Origin of the sequence: Pseudomonas sp. BF-RE-21 (assembly GCF_019947305.1) — a bacterium.
GTDB lineage: Bacteria > Pseudomonadota > Gammaproteobacteria > Pseudomonadales > Pseudomonadaceae > Aquipseudomonas > Aquipseudomonas migulae.
Genome location: NZ_JAGYGF010000004.1, coordinates 136,562 through 160,275, shown reverse-complemented (window position 1 = coordinate 160,275; position 23,714 = coordinate 136,562). Strand labels below are relative to the sequence as shown.

The window sequence follows — 23,714 nt, the reverse complement described above, 5'->3', positions numbered from 1 at the left end:
CAGTGGGAGCACCTTTGCTGGAACGATCCTTCACTTTGATGGGTGTAAAATTCTAGATAGAGAATTGAAATCTTTATGTGGAATTTTATTTTGCGATCCGTTACGGTGACTTCAGCTGAGGAGGAGAGCGGTTCTGGATGCGTGCCAGACCTCTTGAGCGGACTGTCCAGGCGAGACATTCAACGATATTGTGGGGTTGCGCAAATCGCTGGAAGGACCGTTTGAACGCACATAGCGACTGAAAATAACAATAAAAGGTAGTGTGTATGAATCATAAGACCAAGCAGAGTCGGCTGGTACTGGCTCAAGGTGCGCTTACGCTGATGATGGTTGGGGGCGCTCAAGGCGTCATGGCGCTCTCGTTCGATCTGCCGAACCCCGACTATCGCCTGCGCTGGGACAACACAGTCCGCTACAACCTGGGCATGCGGACTGACAGTCAGGACAGTCGCATCATGAACACGCCGAACTTCGACGAGTCCGACGGCAAATTCGATAAAGGCGATATTGTTACAAATCGTCTCGATGTGTTGAGTGAACTCGACTTTTCCTACCTCAACGAGTGGGGCGGACGCCTCAGCGGTGCAGGCTGGTTCGACCAGGCTTATAACGATCACGATGTGAAAAGTAACGTTCCCGGCTTCGCCACCAGCTATCACAACAACCGCTACAGCGATGAAGTGAAGCGCTACATGAACGGCCCGTCGGGAGAGATTCTCGATGCCTTCGTCTGGCGCAACTTCAACATCGGCGAGACACCGGTCAACCTGAAAGTCGGTCGGCATACCAACTACTGGGGCGAGAGCTTGCTGTTCGGTGCACACGCCGTTTCCTACTCCCAGGCACCCAGCGATGGCGTGAAAGCCTCTACCAGCCCGGGTATCGAAACCAAGGAAGTGTTCCTGCCGGTCGGGCAGATCTCGGCCAAGGCCCAGGTCACTGATCACCTCTCCGTTGCCGGTCAATACTTCTATGAATGGGAGCCCACTCGCATTCCTTATGGTGGTACCTATTTCGGCGCGGCCGATCCCTTGTTCGAAGGGCCAGACCAACTGCCAGTAGCGGCTAACGGAGCGACGTTGCAGCGTCAGGATTCGCGCTTCGGTCGCGACGGCAAAAACTGGGGCGTGATGGCCAAACTCAACGTTGAAGAAGTCGAATCGACGTTCGGCGCCTACTATCGCCAGTTCGACGACTACCAGCCTTGGCTGGCCCCACAGGTCAAGGCAGCGCTGGGTTCGTATCGGGTTGTTTACCCGCGTGGCGTGAAGCTGGCGGGCGTCAGTTTTGCCCGGGTTTTCAATACGGTCGCGGTCGGCTCTGAACTGTCCTACCGCATGAACGGTGCCTTGAATGCCACCGGCGTCAGCGCGCTGGACGACGAAGGCCCGCGCGGCGACACCATTCACTTTATCGCCAACGCTGTTTACGGCGTCCCGCGTAACTTCATTTCGAACAACGGGACTCTCGTCGGTGAGTTCGCCTACAGCCACTTGCAGCGCGTGACCGAACACGAAGAGCTCTATAAAGGTGTCGGAAAAGCCGCTTGCACCAACGCCAGAACGCCAGGCATCGCCGGGTCCGGCAGTGAGTCGGATGGCTGCTCCTCGAAAGATTATTACGCGGTCGCGGTCAACTACACTCCGCAATACATCTCGATCTTCCCCTCCTGGGACATGGATGTACCTCTCACTGTCAATTACGGCCTGCATGGCAACGCACCAACAGCCGGTGGCGGCAGCGAAGGCGCGCTGTCTTACTCCGTTGGCGTCAAACTCACTTATGCCCAGTTGTATGAATTCGGCCTGCGTTATGCCGATACAGCGGCCCAACCGAAGAACCTGGCCAATGGCACCGTCGCCGGTAACGGCAACGTAGGTGGTGAAGACCGCGGCTGGCTGGCTTTTACCTTCAAGACCTCCTTCTGATAAATCAAACAAGAATCGGAGAACGTGTTCATGAAACGTCCACTTGCATTAACTGCCGTCCTGATGAGTTTTGCGACCTGTAGCCTTACAGCAGCCGCTGCTGGCGACGCCTCGGACCTGGGTAAGAGCCTGACGCAGTTCGGAGCGATTCAGGCCGGTAACGCCGATGGCACGATCCCCGCTTACGAGGGCGGCCTGACCACCGCACCAGCGGGTTTCAAGCCCGACAGCGGGTTTTGGGTTGATCCGTTCAAGGATGAAAAACCCCTGTTTCGCATTGACGCCAAAAATGTCGACAAGTATGCGGACAAGCTCAGCGAAGGGCAGAAAACCCTGATCAAGAAATACCCGACTTACTACATCGACATTTACCCAAGCCATCGCACCACCGCCTATCCCAAAGCGGTGCTCGATGCCACCGTGCGTAACGCCGGCAGCTGCACGATCCAGAAAGACGGCCTGGCCGTTGATCCATCCTGCCGTGGCGGCCTGCCGTTCCCGATTCCGAAGACCGGCAACGAAGTGATGTGGAACCAGCAGGTGCGCTACAAGATCGGCACCGGCTACTCGACCACGTCTTCGTCCAACAGCTGGGTAGTCGACGCCAACGGCTCGATCACCAAGACCGCCGAACAGGCGACATTCGAAGAAACCCCGTACTACCAGGTGACTCAAGCGGATCGAGATCCACTGATGTACGCCCGGGTGTTCTCGCGCAATGACTATCCGGCCCGGCGCTCCGGTGAAGTGGTGGTGCTCACTGACTTCCTCGATCCGTTGGCAAAGGCCCGTCGCTCGTTCAGTTATTCCCCAGGCCAGCGCCGGGTAAAACTGGCACCGGAATTTGCATTCGATACGCCCGTGGCCAGCCAGGGCGGTGTGACGCTGTTCGACGAACTGCAAATGTTCTCCGGCAGCCAGGACCGCTTTGACTACAAGCTGGTTGGTCGCAAGGAAATGTACATCCCGTACAACGCTTACAAGTTCTACTTTGGCGTCGGTAAGCAGGAAGATCAGTTCATGCCGCACCACGCCAACCCGGCGAACGAGCGTTGGGAGCTGCATCGGGTGTGGGTCGTGGAAGCGACGTTGAAGCCGGGCATGCGCCACGTCTACAGCAAACGCACCTATTACCTGGATGAAGATACTTTCGGGGTCGGCCTGTATGACGCCTGGGACAAGAGCGGCGCGTTGTATCGCTCGATCTTCCTCAGCGGCGTTCAGCTCTACGACAAAAACATTCCCTACAACGTGAAAAACGTCGTGTATGACTTCAACAAAGGCATGTACGCGTTGCTCAACGATGGTTTGAAAGGCGGCTACAAGTTCATCGACAAACCACTCTCCGAGCGTGACATGAACCCTGAAGCCATTGTGGCCCGGGTCACCCAGCGCTGATGTGATTTCGCCTGTCCTGCCTGCCGGTTTGCGCATCAAGCCGGGCAGGCAGAACAGGTGAGTTTGCCACGCGGGATGGTTAAGGAATAAAAATAATGACTAGCCCTTGCCCTGCTTCTTTTCTTCTTTCTACTTCGCGCCTGCTCCTGGCTGTCGCGTTGACGGTCGGCGCGAGCTCATTGCTGACAACGCCTGCCTACAGCGCCGCCGCGTTGTCGGCCGACTCGCTCGACGTGCCAGCGCAGCGGGTCGATGAACACCTGCCCGCACCCTTGCTGTCGGTCGCCACGGCGGGCAACACGATGATCGGCGTCGGCCTGCACGGGTTGATCCAGCGCTCCACCGATGAAGGCCGCACTTGGCAACAGGTCGCTAGCCCGGTGTCCAGCGATCTGGTGCAAGTACGGTTTCGCGGCGAGCGTGATGGCTGGATCGTCGGTCACGATGCGGTGGTCATGCACACCACCGACGGCGGTGACAGCTGGCAAGTGCAACTCGACGGGCGCCGCCTGTTGACCTTGCTTAACGCTTACTACGGCCCTCGCGCTGAACAAGGCGATGAAGTCGCCGCCCAGATGCTCAAGGAAGTGGCGATGGCCGCCAGTACCTCGGCGACGCCGGACGTGTTGGCCGCACCCTTTCTCGATGTGATGTTCGATGAGCACGGCAGCGGGTTTGCCGTGGGTGCCTTCGGCCTGTTGTTGCACAGCACGGACGACGGCCAGAACTGGCAACCGTGGACCGAGCGCAGTGACAACGATCGGCGCATGCACCTGTATGGCCTGGCGGAACAGGCCGGCACTTTTTACATCGGCGGTGAGCAGGGTCTGCTGCTGCGCCTGGATGGTCAGCAACAACGTTTCGTGAAAATCGATACGCCCTACACAGGCACGTACTTCGGCGTGCGCGCCTTCGACGGTCTGCTGCTGGCGTACGGACTGCGCGGCAATCTGTTTGCCAGCCGTGATGACGGCCAGCAGTGGCAGCCGGTGGCAACCAATCTCAATAGCAGCCTCGTCAGCATCGTCGAGCAGGGTTTTGCCTTGATCGTCGTGAGCCAGGGTGGGCAACTGGTCAGTGTTGACCGGCAGAGTTTGCAGGTCACGCCGCTGGCAGACGCGCGGGTAGGCGAGGTGTATGCAGCCAGTGCCACCAAACAGGCTGGGAGCCTGCTTGTCACGCGCTTCAGCGGCGCCAAGGTCATCGATATCGCCCAGGCCAACTAACGCCGTCGGCACGATTCCCCTACGAGAAAGAAAAAATGGTCGAGCAAAAATTCAACAGCGGGATGCCAGTGATTGCCAACCTAGAGGACTTTGACAAAAACTCCGGTGGCTGGTTTGAACGGGTCATTTTCCGTCATCGCATGGTGGTCGTCGTTGCCTGCTTGCTCGCCACGGTGGTGTTGGGCTTCTTTGCTACACGGCTTCAGGTGAATGCCAGCTTCGAGAAAATGATTCCCAGCTCCAGCCCGTACATCAAGAATTACCTGGCCTATAAAAACCAGTTACCGGGCCTGGGTAACAGCATTCGCGTAGTGGTGGAAAACAAATCCGGTGATATCTACGACGCCGACTATCTGCTGGCGCTGCAAAAGGTCAACGACACCCTGTACCTGATTCCGGGAATCGACCGCTCCTGGATGAAATCGCTGTGGATGCCCATCGTTCGCTGGAAAGAAGTGACGGAGGAGGGCATTGATGGCGGTGCGGTCATGCCATCGGATTACGACGGCAGCGACAAGTCGATCAAGGCCCTGCGCCGCAATATCATGCGCTCCGGGATCATTGGCAACCTGGTGGCCAACGACGGTCAGTCGAGCATGATCGTCGCGCCGCTGCTCGATACCAATCCGCAGACCGGGCAACCCCTGGATTACGGTGATTTTTCCAAGCAGCTGGAAGCGCAGATTCGCTCGCTGGAAAGTGACAAGGTGGGCATCCACATTGTCGGTTTCAGCAAGCTGGTCGGCGACCTGATCGACGGCCTGTATTCGGTCATGCTGTTCTTTGGCGCATCGGTACTGATCGCCGGGTTGTTCGTCTATTTCTATACCCGCTGCCTGCGCAGCACGTTGCTGCTGGTGAGCGTGGCGGTGGCGGGGGTGGTGTGGCTGCTGGGTTTGATGCAAATCCTCGGTTACGAACTGGACCCTTACTCGATCCTGGTGCCGTTCCTGATTTTTGCCATCGGGATTTCCCATGGCACACAAAAAATGAACGGCATTCTTCAGGACATTGGCCGTGGCACCCATAAATACATCGCTGCGCGCTATACCTTCCGCCGTTTGTTTCTCACCGGCCTGACGGCGCTCCTGACCAATATCGTCGGTTTTGCCGTGCTGGTGATCATTGATATCCCGGTGATCCGCGACCTGGCCCTGACCACCAGCATCGGTGTCGCCGTGCTGATTTTCACCAAACTACTGCTGATTCCGGTGGCGCTGTCGTACCTGGGCGTCAGTAAGAAAGCCGCGCGTATCGCCATCGCCAAAGATCAGGCGGGCGCAGAAAATCGGGGCTTGCTCGGACACCTCTGGCACAGTCTCGACCGCTTCACCGAACGTCCGTGGGCCACGGCGGTCATCGCCTTGTCGCTGCTGGTGACCTTGGGTTGCAGTGTGGTGATGATGCACCTCAAGGTGGGCGATCTGGACCCCGGCGCGCCCGAGTTGCGCGCGGATTCGCGCTACAACCTCGACAATGCCTACATCACCAGCCACTACGGACTTTCCAGTGACCAGTTTGTGGTCATCATGAAGACCAACGAAGACAGCTGCCGTCTGTACCAGTCGCTGCAAAGCATGGACAAACTGGCCTGGCGCCTGCGCCAGACGCCCGGTGTACAGACGACCCAGTCGCTGGCCGAAACCGTGCGGATGATCAGCTCCGGCATGGCTGAAGGCAGCCCGAAATGGCTGAGCATCAGCCGTGACCAGGCGATCACCAACTCGGCGGTGGATGCGGCGATGATTTCTGCTCCGGGGATCACCAACCAGCAGTGCTCGGTCACTCCATTGATCGCCTACCTGGCCGATCACAAAGCGGACACCCTGAGCCGGGTTTTGAAGGTCTCAGAAGAGTTTGCCAAGGAAAATAACAGTCCCGCTGGCGCTGAACAGCCCGTGGAATTCCTCTTGGCCGCAGGTAATGCCGGCATCGAAGCCGCCACCAACATCGAGGTAGAGAAGGGCATCATCACCATGTACCTGGCGGTGTATGGCGCTACGGCCTTGCTCTGCCTGCTGACCTTCCGCAGTTGGCGCGCAACGTTGGTGGCGCTGATTCCTTTGCTGATGACCACGATCATCTGCAAGGCGCTGATGGTCTGGTTGGGCATCGGCCTGAAAGTGGCGACCTTGCCGGTCATCGCCGTGGGTGTCGGTGTCGGGGTCGACTACGCGTTGTATCTGCTCAGTGTGCAACTGGCCGTGCAGGAACGCGGTGGCAGCCTGGCGGTTGCGTATCGCCGCTCGCTGGACTTCACCGGTCGTGTCGTTGCCCTCGTTGGCCTGACCATGGCCGCCGGGGTGATTACCTGGGCCTGGTCGCCGATCAAGTTTCAGGCGGACATGGGCATTCTGCTGACCTTCATGTTCCTGTGGAACATGCTCGGTGCGCTGGTGCTGATCCCGGCCCTCTCGCACTACCTGCTCAACCCTAAAGGCAACTCCAAGGCCGGCGTGACCCTCGATCTGGAGGACGCGCGCGCCCAGCAGGAACCGCGCAAACCCGCGGCCGGCGCACCTGCACCCCAATTGACTGAGCTCGCCTTACCCCGGCGCGTCCGCTGACTAATAGCCGGGCACAGACCTGGCTGGCAACTGCAAGGAGAGAACAATGTTCGAGTTATTGATGAGTGCCGACATGATGGTTCCGGACCCGGACGGCATGACGGAAATGTTGGTCGACAAGCTCGGCATCTACAAACACGAACGCTGGCGCCAGGCGTTCGATAATCACCCGTACATTGCGCATTTCCTGCGGGTGCACAAATCCCTGGCGGTGTCGCCCACGCGCATCGAACCGCAATGGCACCTGGACCGGCCGAACCCCGGTGATCCGTTGTTCCATGACTTTCTGGAAAGCCTGAAGGATTTCCAGGGGCATCATCGGCCGATGCTCACGCACTCCATCGTGCTGGCCCTGCACGGGGACAAGTTCGACGCGCTGGTCGACAAACTGATGCGTCGTCGCTTGCCGTTCCGCATGGCGCAGCGCACCCCGGAAATGCCCTTCGACCGCTTATGGCTGGGTGCTACTCCCGAGCAACCGTATTACCAACCCACTGTGGATGGCGGTTTGTGCATTGAAATCATGCCGACCGAGCCTTTGCAGATGCCGCCGGAAACCTATCAGTTACCGCCGATGCAGCCGCGCGATCTCAAGCCTGGCGATATGGTCCGCGTCACTGCTCGTGGCTTCCTGGTGCGCGATCTCGACGAAACCCTACGCAAGGTCTCGACCAACCTTGACTGGGAACCGAGCGGGCCTGTCGAGAACATCGGCAGCGAAGGTTATCGCCGTGCGCGAATGGGTTTTACCGTGCCGAACAGTGCCACCCTCGATGTGCTCGAGGCGACGTACTGGAACACCGACGCCGGCCACTACGTCAATAACTGGGGGCCGGGTCCGTACTACATCCGCATCGGTGTCAACGACCTGGCGGCCAAGGCTGAGGATCTGCGGTCTCGCGGCACGCGGTTCCAGTGGATCGAATCCTCGGAGGCCGTCGGCGGCCGTGCGTTGATCAAGATCGATCCACAAGAACTCAATGGCCAGGTCTTCGAGTTCGAGGAGTGCCCTGTATGAGCACAGCGCAAAAACCGCAGCCTCCCGTGCTGATCAACGACGCGGTGCGCCTTGAGCGTGATTCCATGGTGGGCTGGGTGGTACTGACCCGGCCCCGGCAGATCAATGCCATCAACGACGACATTCGTCAGGGCGTGCCGCAAGCACTGGCGCTGCTGCAGCAAGACCCGGACATTCGCGTGATCGTGATTCGTGGGGAAGGGGAGCGGGGCTTTTGTGCGGGGGCCGATATCAAGGAGCGCCGCGGCCCGGAATCGAGCCTGCAAGTTCGGCAGCGCATGGAACAGGTGCGCTGGATCGAAGCCCTGGACGGCATCAGCAAACCGGTGATCGCTGCTATTCATGGTTATTGCATGGGCGGTGGGCTGGAACTGGTGCTGGCGTGTGACATCCGCTTCGCCGCGCCCGATGCCGTGTTCGCCTTGCCGGAAACCGGCCTGGGGCTGATTCCCGGTGGCGGTGGTACGCAACGGCTTTCCCGAGTGGTCGCGCCGGGCCAGGCGTTGGACATGTTGCTCACCGGAGACCGGGTGGGTGCCGAGCAAGCGCAGCGCATTGGTCTGGTCAGTCGCTTGGCCAGTGATAATGCCAGCCTGCTGGACGAAGTCCGTGCCTTTGCTCAGCGCATCGCCAGCAAACCACCCACCGCGTCGGCTTTTGTCAAACAAGCGGCTCGGGCGGCACTGGACATGGACCTCAAACGTGGCCTGGATCTGGAGCTTGATCTGTTCGCCTTGCTGGCCCCGACCAAGGATGCCCGCGAAGCGGCCCAGGCGTTCAGCGAGCGGCGCGAACCGCGGTTTACCGGCGAGTAAAGCGCCACCCAAAACAATAAGGAACAGAACATGAGCACAGGAAAACTGGCAGGACGAGTGGCCATTATTACCGGCTCCGGTGGCGGCCTGGGCGCTGAGTGCGCACGGGTGCTGGCGTCGCATGGTGCAAGTATTGCGGTGGTCGATATCAATTTCGAGGGGGCCACAGCCGTGGCCCAATCACTCCTCGCCGAGGGTCATCAAGCCTTGGCGATCGCCACTGACGTGTCCTCGGAAGACGCCGTGCGGGCGATGGTTGCTCAGGTTAAACAGCATTTTGGCCGTATCGATATTCTGCACAACAACGCGGCGATCCTGAACGCCGAGCAACGTCAGCTGGACCGCGATTTCGTCAATCTCGACATGCAGGCCTGGGACCGCGCCATCGCCGTCAACCTTCGTGGCGCGGTGCTGTGCACCAAGCATGTGATACCGGTCATGCTGGAGACCGGCAAGGGGTCGATTATCTTCGCCACTTCGGGGCTGGGCATGCAGGGCGATATGTCCCTGACCGGCTACGCCACCTCGAAGGCGGGGCTGATGATGCTGCCGCGCATGGTCGCCTCGCAATACGGCAAACAAGGCATTCGCGGCAACGCCGTGCAGATCGGCCTGGCGCCTTCGGAACACGCCATGCCTGAACCCTTGCTCGACATCCTGCGCGACAACCACTGCACCGCCGAGCTGGGCACGCCTCGGCAGATTGCCGATGTGGTGGCGTTCCTGGCCAGTGACGAATCCTCCTTCGTCACCGGTACCACGCTGGTCGCCGACGGTGGTTTCAGCAGCCACACCCCCTCCCTGGTGGCGATGCGCGCGCTGTTTGCGCAGATGGGTCGCACCGGCATGTAACCCTTGCCCGGCGCACCCTGTGCGGTGCGCCGCGGCTGATCTTTGCCGCCATAGCCGCCGTGTGCCGCCGTGGTTGAACTTCGACTTGGAATTAATTGATGAACCAGAACCAAAATGCGAGCACTACGGATTTTGATGTGATCATCGTCGGCGGTGGCACCAATGGCCTTTCGGCTGGCTGCTACCTGGGCTTGGAAGGCAAGAAAGTGCTGGTTCTGGAGGCATTGGACAAGGTTGGCGGAATGGCCTCCTCGGGTTACCTGATACCGGAAGCGCCGCAGCATCTGGTTCATCCCTGTGCCCTGGACATGATGTCGATGCGCGTGCATTCCCATGTACCAGCGGAGTTGGGACTTGATCGACACGGTTTCAAATCGATAGAGCTTGCGCCGGGGTACGTGTACCTGCACCCGGATGGGCAATCTCTGATTTTCTGGCGCGATCGCGAGAAAACCGCCGCCGAGATCCGCCGGTTCAGCAGCAAGGACGCCGAGGCGTTTCTGCAGTTCATGAAAGTCATCGACATGTTCCTCGATATCGCGTTGCCGATGATGCGTGTCGACCCGGCCAAAACAAACCTCGGTGTGAAGCTGAAAATGCTTGGCACCGCGATCAAACACAAAGCCTTGAAACCCGAATTGATGGCGCTGATGACGGGCTCTGCATTGCAGGCGGCGCGTGAGCGCTTCGAACACCCGGTGACCATTTCCGCAATGTGCGCACTCACTGGCCTGGCGGGGGACATCAGCGCCGATGGCGGTGGCATCTATTACGCCTTGCTCGGTTTCCTCCATCGTTTTGGCGTGGGCCGGGTATTGGGTGGCATGCAGCAGTTGAGCAATGCCATGCAGGCTCGACTGGAAGAGCTGGGCGGGCAAGTGCTGGTGTCGGCCAGCGTCAGTGAAATCGTTGCCAGGGACGGTCTGATCAAAGGCGTGAAACTGGCGGATGGTCGTCAGTTCACCGCACGGGCAGTCATTGCTGGCTGCCACCCCAAGCCGGCGCTGGATATGGTTACCCCCGGCGAGATTCCCCAACACCTGTTGACACGCATTGCCATGGCGCCGGCCAACGGCAAAGGCTCGGGGCCGTTAAAGATAGATGTTGCCTTGCGTGGGCAGATTTCTGTGCCACGTTTCGCTGCCATTCGCGGCGACGGCGTTGATCTACGTAAAACCGTCATGCTGATCGGTACCGAAGAAGCCGTGCTGGAAAACTTCGCCGCCTGCGCCCGTGGTGAAGTGCCGAAGTTGCCCTATATCACCGTGGCCGCACCGAGTGCGGCCGACCCGTCACAAGCGCCAGCCGGGCAAGATGTGTTGTACATCTATCCGCCGGTAATGCCGGTCAATCCCAATGAAGGTTGGGACGCGCTGCGTGAGCGGGTGGCCGACCAGGTGCAGGAACAGCTGTATGACTACATCGATGGGATCGAGGGGCAGGTGATTGGTCGACACATCGAGGCGGCTCCGGATTTTACTGCGCGCTTGAACACAGTGAATGGCTGCGTGGTGCATATCGACACCACCTCGATGCGCTCGAGCACCATGCGACCGGCGTACGGTTTGGGTGGCGATACCTTGCCTGTGGCGGGGTTGTATCTGGGCAGTGCCGGTAGTCATCCGGGCGGCGGGGTCAATGGCATGGCCGGGCGTTTGGCAGCCAAGCGGGTGAGCAAGTATTTGCGTAAAAAGGCTGACTAAAGCGGGTCGCTGATCCCAAGCCCCACAGAGAACCCACTGTGGGATCAAGCCTGCTCGCGAAGAGGGAGTGTCAGTCCCCATGAATGTGGGCTGACCCACCGCCTTCGCGAGCAGGCTCGCTCCCACAGGGAAAGCTCATTGGGCGAGAGTGTGTGAACGGCGCTTAAACGCCGTCGACGTTCTTTTCTGCCCCCAGCGAAATACTCGCCAGCACAAAATCCGCCGAGTACTGCCGCCACGTGGCCATGCCTTGCTCCGAGTCCGTATCCAGTCCTGCAAGTGCCGACATCGAATACCGATTGGTAAACCAGCCCGTAGTCACCAACGAAGCACTGGCCAACAACAAACGCGGGTTGATGCCGGCGCGAAAATCACCACTGGCGGCGCCGCGCAACAGAATCGCGTCAAGCTTTGCAATCAGCTTCGGTGCCATTTCCAGAAAGTGGTTACGCGGTGTTTCGTGGGTGTCATGGTAGCGAATGCCTTCCAGCGCCAGGCTGCCGAGGAAGGGGTCCAGACGGTACTGGTCAAAAAAATGGTTGAGCACGGCGCGCATCGCCACTGGCGGTGAAAGCTCTTCGACATTGAGGTTGACCAGCTCGGACATGATGTTGTCCGAAGACTCATCCAGTACCGCAACAAACAGGCCTTCCTTGGAGTTGTAGTAGTGGTAGACCAGCTGCTTGGTGACGCCGGCTTCCCGGGCAATTTCTTCCACGCGCGCACCGGCCAGGCCTTTTCTGGCGAACTCCACGCGCGCTGCCGCGAGCAGGCGATTCATCGTATTGCGTTTGCCCTGTTCGCCACCTTCGCCTGCCTTTACCGCCACCTTGTACTCCTTATGCCTGAATGGGTCTGGCTATTCATACCTTGAAGCATTTTCCCTGAGGGCTTCGTTTGACCCCGAGTCAAACGAAGCGGGTCACCGGTGTAGAGGCAACCGCATACCATGGGGTGGCAGCCGGGCAATCTTGGTATGCAAGAAGAACAAAAACAAGACTGGAGATCCTGATGAGCAACGAAAGCGCAGCACTGGACCTGGCAACCGCATACTCCGCCGTGTCGGAAATGTATCGTGGCACCGACCTGGATATTCACGCGGTGTGCCGCGAGCAACGGTTGAAATCGCCCATCTATGAAGGCGACTTCATCACCCAGTTTGGCGTCCCGACCAATGCCGGCACCCAGCAGGGGACTCGCCCGACCTTCGCCTTGTTCAAATACCAGGACGTGATGACGGTTCTGCGCGATGGTGCGACTTACACCAGTGGATTTATTGCCGAAGGACTGGGAGCGTTTTTCGATGGTTTGATCATTCTGGCCATGGACGGTGACGAGCACCGCAAAGTGCGTGCCTTGTTGCAACCGGCGTTCATGCCGGAGACCGTGAACAAGTGGCGCCCACAGATCGACCAGGTCATCCGTGAGGAGTACATCCAGCCGATGTTGCCGGCGAAGAAGGCCGACTTGATGAAGTTCGGCCTCGAGCTGCCGATTCGCGTCATGTACGCCCTGATGGGCTTCCCCTCGGATGAACCCTCCAAGTACAAACAATACGCGGCCTGGGCCTTGGCCATTGTCGGCGGCAACCAGATTGACCCGAGCAAAATGGTCGAAGCGCGGCGACAGGCCGGGATCGCCGTCAAAGGTCTGTACGACGCGCTTGCCGAGGTCGTGGTGCAACGTCGTGCCGAGGGCAGCCAGGGCGATGATGTGGTCGGTCGTTTGCTGCGCGCGGAATACGAAGGGCGCACGCTGGATGACCACGAGGTGATCACCTTCACTCGCTCACTGTTGCCGGCCGCCGGCGAAACCACCACGCGCATGTTCGGCTCGGTGATGACCTTGCTGCTCACCACACCCGGGTTACTGGACCGGGTCAAGGCCGACCGCTCGCTGATCGGCAAGCTGATGGATGAAACCACGCGATTTGAACCGGTGGCCACTTTCAAAGTGCGCGAAACTGCCAAAGAAGTGGAATTTCATGGCGTGAAAATCCCGAAGGGTTCGTTCGTCCAGTGCATGGTGGTGTCCGCCAACCGCGACGAAGACGCATTTGAAAACCCCGATGAATTCGACATTGACCGCAAGCCCAAACCCTCCTTCGGTTTCGGCTTCGGCCCGCACATGTGTATCGGTCAGTTCGTTGCCAAGGTGGAGATCAACTGCGCGGTCAACGCAATCCTCGACCTCCTCCCTAACTTGCGCCTCGACCCGAGCCAACCCGTCCCGCAGATCGGCGGCGCACAGTTGCGTGGCGTATCCACGCTCCCGGTGATCTGGGACTGAGCCACGGTGCACTCCCGTTTCCCTGCCTCAACAAAAACAACAGAGGGCATTATGAGAACGTTTAAAACCATTCCAGAACGCGGTGATTTCGGCTTTCAACAACTGGTTGGGCCGCACCAGGTCACGGGCGCGTCGATGTCATCCGAGCGCGGCTTCTTCGGCCTGCACCTGAGCAAGAGTTCGCCGTTCGGATCGGTGCGCGATGAGCAAGGCAATATCTATTCTTTCGTCCGCTCGCTGATGGCGCCCAATGGCACACCGAACCCGACCAAGTTCTTCTACCTGAACAACCATGTCGACAACGTTCACCTGCGCATGGATCACGAAAAAATGGCCCGTCAGGCACTGACGCCGTTGCCGGTGCACAGCCTGGAAGGCGATGTTGCACGCTGGGCCAGCCAACCGGGTGAAGCCGGTAACGCTTGGGAAATAACGGCCAGCAGCGAACGCTTGACCTGGAAAGAAGAAGGCCTGTTTCACCTCGAAGGACGTCTGCTCGGTCCGGGACTGCAGTGGTATTTACCCGGCGTGGAATGGGGCACTTTCTACGTTTCGCAGTTGTGGGACATCGCCGGCGTCTGCGAAGGGCGTCCAGTCAAAGGCGCGATGGCACTGGATCAGTTTTACATGGCTGAAGGCGGCGCCATCCACTTCAAGAAAGACCTGGTGGTGAACAACAACAAGCATGTGATCTGGTGGTCTTTCGTCACCGTTTATAAAGACGGCACGTGGGATACCGGTTCTTTCATGGTCGGTCACGACCACTTGGGTTACGCCATTTTCAACAATGAAAAAGGCGAAGTGCGGGTGACCACCGATATCGAAGGACACACCGAGCACAAGGACGGCAGCTACTTCCTCAAGTCCGCGAAAATTGTGCTTGAAGGCGAGGAAGCGTGGGAGTTCCTGCCGGACGAGAAGGGCGAGATGATCGACTTCGTCGGCGGCTTCCCGATCACGGCGCAGCAGGAAGGCCGTTGGCGCCGGGTGGGCGATACCCGCGAGCCGTCTCACTGGCTGGGCTGGGGCGAATCGGACCGGCGTAACGGCTCGGCCCGCAACGTTCCAGGCAAGGACCTGTAATCAGCCGGGTGCGCCGGGTTGCGATCATTATCCGGCGCATACGCTGCATCAGTAGCCTCTCTAATAACAACAATGAGGAATCACGATGAAATTCCGTGACAAAGTCGTGCTGGTCACTGGTGCCGGCCGAGGCATGGGTCGCGCCATTGCCCTGGCCTATGCCCGAGAGGGCGCCAAGGTGGTCGTGTCAGCACGCACCGCTCGATACGGCGAGGAAACCGTTGCCCAGATCAAGGCCCTGGGCGCGCAAGCCTGTCTGGTCGGTGGCGACATCGCCGACCGCGAGGCGATCAAGTCAATGGTGCAAGGTGGTGTAGAGCATTTTGGTGGTCTGGATATCGTGGTGCATTGCGCCGCCGATACCAGCCACGGGCTGATCGCCGAAATGGCCGATGACACCTTTGATCACATCGTTCGCAGCAATATTCAGTCGCTGTTCTGGCTGGCCAAGGACAGCGCGCCATACCTGTCCAAAGCGGTCGACAAAGGCCGGCTGATTTTCATCTCGTCCGGCGAAGCCAACCGTAAATATACCCCTCGACTGATTGCCTATGGTTCCAGCAAAGCCTTCATGAATGCCTTCGCCCGTGGACTGGCGGTGGAATTCGGCGCCATGAACATTCTGGTCAACGTCGTCGAGCCTGGACTGATCGGCACTGACCACATGCTCGAAACTCTTGGCAATGAACTGCCGCATAAGCTCGCCGCACATTTCCCGGTGGGGCGTTTGGGCGAATCCGCCGACATTGCCAACGCCGTCCTGTTTCTGACCTCCAACGAGGCTTCCTATATCACCGGCACCTCGCTGCTGGTGGATGGCGGCGCCACCATGATCGCGCTGCCCAAAGTCGAAGAAATCCTCAAGGGCCATTAATCAAGTCGCACGTGCGCGATGGGAGTCAGGTCATGACATCGGATACACGCAGTAGCAGCACCACAGCCCACGCTGGCAATGATTTTTCCGAGTTCAAGCGCGGCTGGCGCGTGGTTGTCCTAGGCCTGTTTGGCATCTGCACCAGCATTACCGCTGCGTTGCTGTACGCCTTCGGCACACTGGTGATTCCGCTGGAGCAGGCGTTCGGTTGGAGCCGTGGCGACTTGCAAGCCTCCATCACCTTTCTCTTCGCCGGGGTGGCGATTTCCACGCAACTGGTCGGCTGGCTGTACCGTCGTTTCGGCCTGCGCCGGGTGGCGATTGTTTCGATTGTGCTGCAGATCGTCGGTTACTTTGCGATCACGCGGATTCAGGGTTCAATCGGCTGGTTGTACCTGGCGTTTTTCAGCATGCCCATCATCTGTGCCGGGACCATTGCGATCACCTGGACACAATTGGTCAACCTCTGGTTCGAGCGTAACCGTGGACTGGCGTTGGCTGTGATTCTGTGTGGCACCGGGCTGATGGCGATGATTCTGCCACCCTTGTTGTCGCGGCTGATTGCCGCCTACGGTTGGCAAGCCGGATTTATTGCATTGGGCGCGATGCCGTTGCTGTTTACGCTGCCCTTGGCATTGATGTGGTTGCGCATGCCGGCGCTGCTCGCCAGTCCTGACACGACGACGCAAAAGGAACTTCCGGAGCTGTCCGGCATGTCCTTTAAACAAGCAGTGCGCTCAGGGATGTACTGGGGCTTTAACGTCGCGTTGATATTGTCGGTGTCGTTGACCGTCGGCATGGTCACCAACATGGTGCCGATGCTGCAAAGCAAGGGCCTGAGTGCGCAGCAAGCCAGCCAGATCTTCAGCACCTTTGGTATTTCCATCATCGGCGGACGCTTGTTGGTGGGTTATCTGCTGGACCGCTATTCACCTTCGGTGGTGGCCGCCGTGAGCCTGGCGCTACCCGCATTGGGCTGCGCGATCTTTCTCTTTGGCGGCGCGCAGAACACACCGTTGCTGGTGCTGGCGACCCTGTGCATCGGCGCCAGTGCCGGGGCTGAGTTCGATCTGGCAGCATTCCTGATGGCGCGCTATTTCGGCTTGAAAGACTACGCGCGGATATTTGGCCTGCACCTGTGCCTGATCACCATAGTTTCCGGTCTGGTGCCCATGCTGTTCGGCCATCTTTATGACCTGTACGGCAGCTATTCCGCCGTGCTGGTGTGCTGTTTCTGCTGCGCCATTATCGGCCCGACCATTCTGCTGTGGTTGAGGATGGAGCCGGCATTTCTCGCCCGTCAGCAAAACCTGCAACGGCAACACGCCTGAACCCACCCGAGGATGAACGTGATATGAGCATGGACAAATACGCAATCGAGCACTTTCTACACGGGCAGATCGACTGTTGGAACCGGGGCGATAAGGAGGGCTTTTTCGCTCACTACCGCAGCGTCTCGGCCAACGGCTTGAGTATCGAATACGTCGGCAAGCCGCAGGCTGATGCATGGCAGGTGCTGGAAGGCATGTGGGCGCAGCAGCAAACCAGGGTTCGCGTCGAGGTACGCCAGTGCATCGTCAATGGCAATGAAGCGGCGTGCCATCACCTGAACGCCTTTCGCGAGCAGGAAGGTGGCATCGAAACGATCGAGTTGTATCGGTTCGAAGATGGAAAGTTGTCCGTGCGTTACTTCATCAACCAGTAATCGTTGCGCACAGCCTCGTCAGAAAGGCTGTGCGCGTCGGCGCCTAGACACCATCGGTGGAATGGGACAACTGCTGCCATTGCTCGATTTCCGCGAGCATCCTGTTGAGCTTATCACTGACCTGCTGATAAGCGTCGGAGCCCGCCAGATAACGCAGCGGTGGATGTTCGCTGTTGGCCAGGTGCACCAGCGCATCGCCCAGTTTCGCCGGGTTGCCGGTTTGCTGATGGTTGTAGGCGGCCGAAGCGCCTTTGACCTTGGCGGTGAAGGCGGCGTAATCCTCCAGCCCACGTTTACCGAAGACCGCTGAGCTGGGGTCGAGAAAGTCTGTACGGAAAACCCCGGGCTCCACCAGCGTGACCTTGATGCCGAACTGCGCTACTTCCTGGGCCAGGGATTCGGAAAAACCTTCCACAGCAAATTTAGACGCGCAGTACAGCGCCGCACCGCCCATCCCGACCACGCCCCCCATTGAAGACACGTTGAACACCCTGCCGCTGCGTTGCTGACGCATGACGGGCAGCACGGCGCGGCAGACGTTGAACACACCAAATACGTTGGTCGCGAATTGCTGGTCGGCGTCGCTGGCGAAATTGTCTTCAAACGGCGCCAGTTGGCCATAACCGGCGTTGTTGACCAGCACATCGATTTGGCCGAAATGCGCCATGGCGGTCTCTACGGCTGCCAATGCCTGGGCTTCGTCGGTCACATCCAGGGCCACGGCCAGCACACGTTCGCCGTACTCGGCGAAGACAGTTTCCAGTGCTTCGATACGCCGGGCGCTGACCACCACGCGGTCACCGTCTGCCACTGCGGCCTTGGCAATAGCGGCACCCAAACCTCGGGCCGCACCGGTAATAAACCAGACTTTGTTCATTGCATCGCTCCAGTCGTTGTGCAAAAAAATGCCGCGTCAGCTCTGAGGCGGGCGCGGCAGCGTGCGTGAAGGATCAGCGCGGTGTTCAGTCGCGGTTGGCCGCTTCCCAGGCTTTCAGGTCGAATCCGTCAGCGGCGGCCTCGGCCGCCGTCAGCTTGGGTGCGCGGGCGAGAATCTTGCGCGCCGCCATGTGATCGCCCATGCGATTGCAGGATTCCACGGCCACCAGACGGTCTTCGCGAAAGCACAGCACTGACGCTTGATGTTCTTCGACTGAACCGAGCACGACGGTACTGTCATAGCCATGGGAGAGACCGGCAATCTGCAGCTTCAAGTTGCCTTGATCAGTCCAGAACCAGGGGAGGGCGCTATAGGGCGCCGGTTTGCCCATCAATCGTGCGGCCACGGCGCGGGCCTGGTCGACGGCGTTCTGCACCGACTCGAGGCGGGTGTGTAACTCATTGTTTTGCAGGCACGGGAAGCTGGCGACATCCCCCACTGCGGAAATTTGTGGGTCAGAGGTCAGCAGACTGGCGTCCACCTTGATGCCGTTCTCGATGTCCAGACCGGCTTCAGTCGCCAGTTGCGCATTGGGGATCACACCGATACCAAACACCACCAGGTCAGCAGGGAGCGCACGTCCGTCACCGGTTTGCACCGCGCACACCTTGCCGTTGTCGCCGTCGATTCGGCTCAAGCCCTGGCGGAAGTCAAAATGCACACCCCAGCCTTTATGTGCCTGGCGAAACAACTCCGACATCTCCCGCGAAACGGCGCGGGCCATGGGGCGCTCGCCCAGCTCCAGTACGTGCACATTAGCCCCTAGGGCAGCGGCCACCGCCGCGAACTCAAGGCCGATAAACCCGGCACCAATCACCACCACGTTGCGCGCCTCTTTGGCCAGCGGCGCCAGGGCATCGGCATCGGCTTTGGTTTTGATACCGAACACTTGCGGCAGCTCTGCGCCGGGAACCGGCAGGGGGCGGTTGTGGGCTCCGGTCGCCAGCACCAAGTGGTCGTAACTGACGGCAGCACCCGAGGCCAACACCACGCGTCGGTTCAGGCGGTCGATCGCGGTCGCCTGGTCATGCAGCAGTTCAATGCGCTGGGTGGTGTAGAAATCAGCAGGACGAAACAGCAGATTGGTCGTCTGGATCTTGCCAAGCAGATAAGCCTTGGACAATGGCGGGCGCTGGTAGGGCAGGCCTGGCTCATCGCCGATCAGGGTGATGCGCCCGTCATAGCCTTCCTGACGCAGGGAGGCAGCGACCTGAAATCCGGCCTGGCCAGCACCGACGATAACGACTGAGGCGAGGGTCATGAGAGCTCCTTCAAGCGCATTCAGAATTGCGACGACGGCAGGTGCAGAACCATGCCGTCCATGTCTTCGCTGATGATCATTTGACAGCTCAAGCGGCTGCTGTCACGGCGTTCGAAAGCGTACTCGAGCATGTCGTTCTCCATGCCTTCCGCCGCTTGCACCTTGCCCAGCCAGGCCTTGTCGACATAGGTGTGACAGGTGGCGCAACTGCAGGCACCACCGCAATCGGCAGAAATACCCGGCACCGAGGCGAAGGTCGCGGCTTGCATCACCGATTGGCCGATGTCGCCTTTGACCTGATGGGCGGTGCCGTTGTGTTCAATAAACGTCAATGTGGGCATGTTCTGCTCCGATTCTTGTTGGGGGGCTCAGGATTGGCTGGGAATGGTTTGCGCATTGAAGTGAGGCACGCGGCCCAGGGTCAGTAGCAACAGCGGACCGATCAGGCAGCAGGCAGCGCTGTACACCAGCATCGCGTTATACGAACCGGTGCGCGCCAGCATGTACGCGAAGAGCAGCGGCGCCAGCGCCGAGGCCACGGTATTCAGGCCTTGATGCACGCCGAACAGGCGGCCGTATTCGCGCAAGCCGAAGTAGCGGGCAATCAGGAACGCGGCAATATCGAACTCCGCCCCGGCGCCAAAACCAACCAGCACCGCCGCCAGCATCAGCGGGGCAAATTCGGTGGTTGGGCTCAGGTAGATGAAACAACCGACGGCGGGCAGCACCAGGCTGATCGCAGACACAATCGGCGGCCACAGACGATCGAGCAGATAGCCGATAAGCATGCGGCCGAAGATCAGCGAAATACCAAAGCAGCTGAAGATGGTGGCCGCGTCCCCGGCGGACAGACCTCGGGCTTGCAGCATGGGCACGGTGCTGGTGACCATGCCGACAATCGAAGAAATCACCAGGCTGAGCGCCAGGTTGCAGGTCCAGAATTTCAGCGAGCCCATACCTTCACGAAAAGACATGCCGGGCAATTGCTCCAGCGCATGACCGTCGTCACGCTGACCTGCAACAGTGGGTAGCTTGAACCACAGCAGAATCAGCGGCAGCAGCACCAACAGGTTGAGCAGCGCGAGAATCACGAAGGCCGCGCGCCAGTCCCATTGCTCGATACCCCACGCCATCAGGCGAGGAATGGTGGCGGCGGTGACGCCGGTCCCGGACAGACCAATGGCCAGCGCCAGGCCGCGATTGGCGTCGAACCAAAGGCTTATCAGTTGGGTCCAGGTCACCGCCAGCGCGCCCATGCCGACGATGGGCAGTAGCGCAAAGGCGATGTACATCGACCAGATCGATTGGGTCAGTTGCGTGGTCGCCAGGTAGCCGAGTGACAACAGCAGCAGGGAAATAACCGTCACGCGCTTCATGCCGTAGCGCAGGTTGAACCAACCTACCAACTGCAATGACACCACCGCGCCGCCAAACAGAAAGGTGATGCAGGCTTGCAGTTCACTTTTGCTCCAGCCAAAGGCATCGCCTAGCGGCACCACCAGTGTGCCGAAGCCATAGAGCAGAGCAGCGTTGATGCTGATCGCCACTCCGGCGACCGACAAAATCAGGATTTTCCAGCTTTGGCGGAATTCGCGCAGATCGATTGCCGCTTCGTTTCTAGACGGGTGCATGAAGTTGGCTTCCTCATAGGTTTTGTTGAGCCAAGCACTGCTACAAGTGGTGATGTGGACCACCGCCAGCAGATTCTTTGAACAGAATCTGGTTTTTTAATCAGAATAAAATCAGAAATTCGCCTTTGTCCAGCGCAGCTATCTGACTAACGGACAAACGATTTTCATGCGTTGCACCCACTGTTGAATCACTCTGAAGCCAGCCGTGTTCAACATCCTGCTGCGATTCACCCGTTTTGATGCCAAGGCAGTGACTAGCGACAGCGGATGAGTCTCAGCATATCCGCGTTAAAAATTAATTGCACATAAAATAAATAAGTGTTCATAATTTGCAGAGGCTGAACCTGATAAAGGAGAAAAAAATGAGTTCAGAAAAAGCGCAATTCAAAGCGGTGGCCGACCGAAGCCGCTGCTGTGGTTATGGCTTGTGTGCTGCGATTTGTCCCAGCCTGTACAAGCTTGACGCCGATGGCATGGTGTACCTCGACGACGCCCGGGTACCGCCGGAGTTGGAGGAGGAGGCGCGTGAGGGTGCGGCCGCCTGCCCAGCGGAGGCCATCTGGCTTGAACCCATCACCCCGGATGACGAAGCTGTTTGATGGCGTGAGCGTCAGCTGCAACGTGATAACCACTGAGGTGAGGATGTGCTAATGGGACGATTACCAGACAAGGTCGCGCTGATTACCGGTACTGGCGGCGGCCAGGGCAGGGCTGCGGCGCTGCGTTTTGCCCGTGAAGGGGCGATTGTGGTCGGTTGCGATTTCAACGCCGAAGGTCACGAGGAGACTGCAGCGTTGATGCAGGCCGAGGGGTTTACCCTGTACGGCTCGGCACCCGTGGACCTGGGAGATCACGAACAGGCCAAGGCCTGGATCGATGCCGCCGTGGCTGAACACGGGCGCATCGACATTCTCTACAACAACGCTTCCGCCGCACGTTTCGGATTGGTCAGCGAGCTGTCGATCGAAGATTGGCAGTACACCATGCGCAATGAAATCGACCTGCTGTTCTATACGACCAAATATGCCTGGCACCACTTGGCCGAACAGCGCGGGGTGATCATCAACGTATCGTCCACCGCCGCCTGGGGTGGCTCGAAAGTTGCCGGCATTTCCGCGCATTCAGCTGCCAAGGGCGCTGTGGTGTCCTTCACTCGCCAGTTGGCGGTAGAAGGGGCGCCGTTCGGTATCCGTGCGGTCAGTTTGAGCCCGGGATTTGTCGCGACGCCTGGCACCCGGCCGTTTCTGGAAGACCCCAAGATGCGTGCCATGTTGCTGGATGGCGTATTGATGGATCGCCCCGGCGAACCCGAGGAAGTGGTGGCGATGGCGGTCTTTGTCGCCTCGGATGAAGCTTCATTCATTACCGGTTCGGACTTCGTCATCGATGGCGGGTTACTCGCGATCTAGCACGCGCGGCGCTCCGACAGGGGCTACCGGCACCCTTTCATCTCGAACAATAACAAGGTGAATAACGTGGACATCATCGGTATCGGTTACATGGGCTTTGAGACCCCCAATCTCGAAGCGTGGCGTGAGTATGGCCCGCAGGTGATGGGTTTTGGCATCGGCAAGAACCCCGAGAGTGATCCCGATTCGCTGTACTTCAAAATCGATGATCGCCGCCATCGCTTCGCTTTTCATCCAGGCAAGGTAGACCGAATTGTCTACATCGGCTGGGAAGCGGTGGGGCGCATGGCGTTCGAGGACGGTATCAAGAAGCTCGCGGCCGCCAATGTCGACTTCACCCGCGGTGATGCCGAACTGTGCGAAAAGCGTGGCGTGCGTGAATTGGTGCGTTTTCGTGATCCGGTGGGGTATCAGCACGAACTGTTTTACGGGCAAAAATGGCTGCCGCGCTCGTTCCAGCCGGGCCGTCCGCACAGTGGTTTCCTTGCCGACGAACGGGGTGCGGGTCATGTGGTGCTGATCACCCCGGACTACACGCCGGAACTGGAAGACTTCCTGCTTAACGTCATGGGTTTCAGCTGGTATGGCGCCGGTGCGGGCAAAGGACGAACCGGTTTCTTCCGCTCCAAACTCAACCATCACACCAGTCATGACATCGCGTATGGCCACGGCCCGGGTCGCATGGGCGTGCAACATGTCGGGCTGTTTGTGCGCAACGTGCGTGATGTCGGTGAGACCTACGACATCGTGCGTCAGCGTGAACTACCGATGATGATGACCCTCGGCCAACATGCCCAGGATCCCCATCTGTCGTTCTACCATTTCAATCCGTCCGGGTTTGCCTTTGAGACCATTGCTGAAATCGAGCCATGGCAAGGCGATCCCTACGAGCTGAATCCGGAAAAGCTCAGTCTGTGGGGCCACGAAATGGTCGGGCCAATTCTTGGTGCCAGCGTCAAGACACCGGAAGAAGTACTCGACGCCGAGTACCTGCCGACGTACCTGGCCAAGCGCTGAT

The 23,714-nt window shown here is 59.2% G+C and carries 21 protein-coding genes; 16 read left to right on the top strand and 5 right to left on the bottom strand.

Annotated elements, in window-relative coordinates; genetic code table 11:
* Window positions 1–266 precede the first annotated feature (266 nt).
* From KGB25_RS05115 to KGB25_RS05080, 8 genes are all read left to right on the top strand, one after another.
* The gene (locus tag KGB25_RS05115) at window positions 267–1,928 is read left to right on the top strand and encodes a DUF1302 domain-containing protein (RefSeq protein ID WP_223434425.1); all 1,662 of its coding nucleotides are present in this window, start codon (window positions 267–269) and stop codon (window positions 1,926–1,928) included.
* Between the two features lie 30 nt (window positions 1,929–1,958).
* Complete coding sequence (locus tag KGB25_RS05110) at window positions 1,959–3,326, top strand: DUF1329 domain-containing protein (protein ID WP_083376112.1); 1,368 nt, start codon at window positions 1,959–1,961, stop codon at window positions 3,324–3,326.
* A gap of 95 nt (window positions 3,327–3,421) precedes the next feature.
* Window positions 3,422–4,552 (top strand): YCF48-related protein, encoded by a 1,131-nt coding sequence (locus KGB25_RS05105; protein ID WP_223434424.1) that lies wholly within the window; start codon window positions 3,422–3,424, stop codon window positions 4,550–4,552.
* Window positions 4,553–4,587: 35 nt separating this feature from the next.
* A complete protein-coding gene (locus KGB25_RS05100; RefSeq protein WP_223434423.1) occupies window positions 4,588–7,119 on the top strand; it encodes an efflux RND transporter permease subunit in 2,532 nt (843 codons plus the stop codon).
* Between the two features lie 46 nt (window positions 7,120–7,165).
* Window positions 7,166–8,137, top strand: coding sequence for a lactoylglutathione lyase (locus tag KGB25_RS05095; protein WP_223434421.1), 972 nt, complete (start codon window positions 7,166–7,168; stop codon window positions 8,135–8,137).
* Window positions 8,134–8,952 carry an enoyl-CoA hydratase/isomerase family protein gene (locus KGB25_RS05090; protein ID WP_223434420.1) on the top strand — a complete coding sequence of 273 codons (819 nt, stop codon included), beginning with the start codon at window positions 8,134–8,136 and terminating at the stop codon, window positions 8,950–8,952. The genes KGB25_RS05095 and KGB25_RS05090 overlap by 4 nt, the downstream gene beginning before the upstream one ends.
* 30 nt (window positions 8,953–8,982) lie before the next feature.
* Window positions 8,983–9,804 carry an SDR family NAD(P)-dependent oxidoreductase gene (locus tag KGB25_RS05085; RefSeq protein WP_083376117.1) on the top strand — a complete coding sequence of 274 codons (822 nt, stop codon included), beginning with the start codon at window positions 8,983–8,985 and terminating at the stop codon, window positions 9,802–9,804.
* Between the two features lie 98 nt (window positions 9,805–9,902).
* Window positions 9,903–11,507, top strand: a complete 1,605-nt coding sequence (locus KGB25_RS05080; protein WP_223434416.1) for a phytoene desaturase family protein — start codon at window positions 9,903–9,905, stop codon at window positions 11,505–11,507.
* A 163-nt stretch (window positions 11,508–11,670) separates the two neighbouring features.
* Here the strand turns inward: KGB25_RS05080 and KGB25_RS05075 are convergent, their stop codons facing one another.
* Complete coding sequence (locus KGB25_RS05075) at window positions 11,671–12,336, bottom strand: TetR/AcrR family transcriptional regulator (RefSeq protein WP_223434415.1); 666 nt, start codon at window positions 12,334–12,336, stop codon at window positions 11,671–11,673.
* A gap of 182 nt (window positions 12,337–12,518) precedes the next feature.
* Here KGB25_RS05075 and KGB25_RS05070 point away from each other — a divergent pair, with 182 nt between their 5' ends.
* From KGB25_RS05070 to KGB25_RS05050, 5 genes are all read left to right on the top strand, one after another.
* Window positions 12,519–13,796: a cytochrome P450 gene (locus KGB25_RS05070; protein WP_223434414.1), complete on the top strand. Its 1,278-nt coding sequence runs from the start codon at window positions 12,519–12,521 to the stop codon at window positions 13,794–13,796.
* A gap of 51 nt (window positions 13,797–13,847) precedes the next feature.
* A complete protein-coding gene (locus KGB25_RS05065; RefSeq protein ID WP_223434413.1) occupies window positions 13,848–14,879 on the top strand; it encodes a hypothetical protein in 1,032 nt (343 codons plus the stop codon).
* Window positions 14,880–14,964: 85 nt separating this feature from the next.
* Window positions 14,965–15,753, top strand: coding sequence for an SDR family NAD(P)-dependent oxidoreductase (locus tag KGB25_RS05060; RefSeq protein ID WP_223434412.1), 789 nt, complete (start codon window positions 14,965–14,967; stop codon window positions 15,751–15,753).
* A 32-nt stretch (window positions 15,754–15,785) separates the two neighbouring features.
* Complete coding sequence (locus tag KGB25_RS05055) at window positions 15,786–17,084, top strand: MFS transporter (RefSeq protein ID WP_223434411.1); 1,299 nt, start codon at window positions 15,786–15,788, stop codon at window positions 17,082–17,084.
* A gap of 23 nt (window positions 17,085–17,107) precedes the next feature.
* Window positions 17,108–17,458 (top strand): nuclear transport factor 2 family protein, encoded by a 351-nt coding sequence (locus KGB25_RS05050; RefSeq protein ID WP_083376123.1) that lies wholly within the window; start codon window positions 17,108–17,110, stop codon window positions 17,456–17,458.
* A 43-nt stretch (window positions 17,459–17,501) separates the two neighbouring features.
* Here the strand turns inward: KGB25_RS05050 and KGB25_RS05045 are convergent, their stop codons facing one another.
* The 4 genes from KGB25_RS05045 to KGB25_RS05030 all read right to left on the bottom strand — a co-directional run bounded on the left by KGB25_RS05045 (window position 17,502) and on the right by KGB25_RS05030 (window position 21,287).
* Window positions 17,502–18,335 (bottom strand): oxidoreductase, encoded by an 834-nt coding sequence (locus KGB25_RS05045; protein WP_223434410.1) that lies wholly within the window; start codon window positions 18,333–18,335, stop codon window positions 17,502–17,504.
* Window positions 18,336–18,420: 85 nt separating this feature from the next.
* Window positions 18,421–19,656: an NAD(P)/FAD-dependent oxidoreductase gene (locus KGB25_RS05040; protein ID WP_223434409.1), complete on the bottom strand. Its 1,236-nt coding sequence runs from the start codon at window positions 19,654–19,656 to the stop codon at window positions 18,421–18,423.
* 20 nt (window positions 19,657–19,676) lie between these two features.
* Entirely contained in the window at window positions 19,677–19,997 is a 321-nt protein-coding gene (locus tag KGB25_RS05035; RefSeq protein WP_223434408.1) for a 2Fe-2S iron-sulfur cluster-binding protein, read from the bottom strand.
* Window positions 19,998–20,024: 27 nt separating this feature from the next.
* Window positions 20,025–21,287, bottom strand: coding sequence for an MFS transporter (locus KGB25_RS05030; protein ID WP_223434407.1), 1,263 nt, complete (start codon window positions 21,285–21,287; stop codon window positions 20,025–20,027).
* Window positions 21,288–21,649: 362 nt separating this feature from the next.
* Here KGB25_RS05030 and KGB25_RS05025 point away from each other — a divergent pair, with 362 nt between their 5' ends.
* From KGB25_RS05025 to KGB25_RS05015, 3 genes are all read left to right on the top strand, one after another.
* On the top strand, window positions 21,650–21,886 hold the full coding sequence (locus KGB25_RS05025) for a ferredoxin (RefSeq protein ID WP_020300797.1): 237 nt from the start codon (window positions 21,650–21,652) through the stop codon (window positions 21,884–21,886).
* 51 nt (window positions 21,887–21,937) lie between these two features.
* Window positions 21,938–22,696, top strand: coding sequence for an SDR family NAD(P)-dependent oxidoreductase (locus KGB25_RS05020; RefSeq protein ID WP_223434406.1), 759 nt, complete (start codon window positions 21,938–21,940; stop codon window positions 22,694–22,696).
* 66 nt (window positions 22,697–22,762) lie between these two features.
* The gene (locus tag KGB25_RS05015; RefSeq protein ID WP_223434405.1) at window positions 22,763–23,713 is read left to right on the top strand and encodes a VOC family protein; all 951 of its coding nucleotides are present in this window, start codon (window positions 22,763–22,765) and stop codon (window positions 23,711–23,713) included.
* Window position 23,714: the final 1 nt, after the last annotated feature.

What these genes read in the sequence shown, in the direction of transcription:
- KGB25_RS05100 (WP_223434423.1), top strand. Translation starts at nt 4,588, where the DNA reads ATGGTCGAGCAAAAATTCAACAGCGGGATGCCAGTGATTGCCAACCTA.
- KGB25_RS05105 (WP_223434424.1), top strand. Translation starts at nt 3,422, where the DNA reads ATGACTAGCCCTTGCCCTGCTTCTTTTCTTCTTTCTACTTCGCGCCTG.
- KGB25_RS05080 (WP_223434416.1), top strand. Translation starts at nt 9,903, where the DNA reads ATGAACCAGAACCAAAATGCGAGCACTACGGATTTTGATGTGATCATC.
- KGB25_RS05035 (WP_223434408.1), bottom strand. Translation starts at nt 19,997, where the DNA reads ATGCCCACATTGACGTTTATTGAACACAACGGCACCGCCCATCAGGTC.
- KGB25_RS05060 (WP_223434412.1), top strand. Translation starts at nt 14,965, where the DNA reads ATGAAATTCCGTGACAAAGTCGTGCTGGTCACTGGTGCCGGCCGAGGC.
- KGB25_RS05085 (WP_083376117.1), top strand. Translation starts at nt 8,983, where the DNA reads ATGAGCACAGGAAAACTGGCAGGACGAGTGGCCATTATTACCGGCTCC.
- KGB25_RS05040 (WP_223434409.1), bottom strand. Translation starts at nt 19,656, where the DNA reads ATGACCCTCGCCTCAGTCGTTATCGTCGGTGCTGGCCAGGCCGGATTT.
- KGB25_RS05095 (WP_223434421.1), top strand. Translation starts at nt 7,166, where the DNA reads ATGTTCGAGTTATTGATGAGTGCCGACATGATGGTTCCGGACCCGGAC.
- KGB25_RS05070 (WP_223434414.1), top strand. Translation starts at nt 12,519, where the DNA reads ATGAGCAACGAAAGCGCAGCACTGGACCTGGCAACCGCATACTCCGCC.
- KGB25_RS05050 (WP_083376123.1), top strand. Translation starts at nt 17,108, where the DNA reads ATGAGCATGGACAAATACGCAATCGAGCACTTTCTACACGGGCAGATC.
- KGB25_RS05115 (WP_223434425.1), top strand. Translation starts at nt 267, where the DNA reads ATGAATCATAAGACCAAGCAGAGTCGGCTGGTACTGGCTCAAGGTGCG.
- KGB25_RS05045 (WP_223434410.1), bottom strand. Translation starts at nt 18,335, where the DNA reads ATGAACAAAGTCTGGTTTATTACCGGTGCGGCCCGAGGTTTGGGTGCC.
- KGB25_RS05055 (WP_223434411.1), top strand. Translation starts at nt 15,786, where the DNA reads ATGACATCGGATACACGCAGTAGCAGCACCACAGCCCACGCTGGCAAT.
- KGB25_RS05090 (WP_223434420.1), top strand. Translation starts at nt 8,134, where the DNA reads ATGAGCACAGCGCAAAAACCGCAGCCTCCCGTGCTGATCAACGACGCG.
- KGB25_RS05020 (WP_223434406.1), top strand. Translation starts at nt 21,938, where the DNA reads ATGGGACGATTACCAGACAAGGTCGCGCTGATTACCGGTACTGGCGGC.
- KGB25_RS05110 (WP_083376112.1), top strand. Translation starts at nt 1,959, where the DNA reads ATGAAACGTCCACTTGCATTAACTGCCGTCCTGATGAGTTTTGCGACC.
- KGB25_RS05030 (WP_223434407.1), bottom strand. Translation starts at nt 21,287, where the DNA reads ATGCACCCGTCTAGAAACGAAGCGGCAATCGATCTGCGCGAATTCCGC.
- KGB25_RS05065 (WP_223434413.1), top strand. Translation starts at nt 13,848, where the DNA reads ATGAGAACGTTTAAAACCATTCCAGAACGCGGTGATTTCGGCTTTCAA.
- KGB25_RS05025 (WP_020300797.1), top strand. Translation starts at nt 21,650, where the DNA reads ATGAGTTCAGAAAAAGCGCAATTCAAAGCGGTGGCCGACCGAAGCCGC.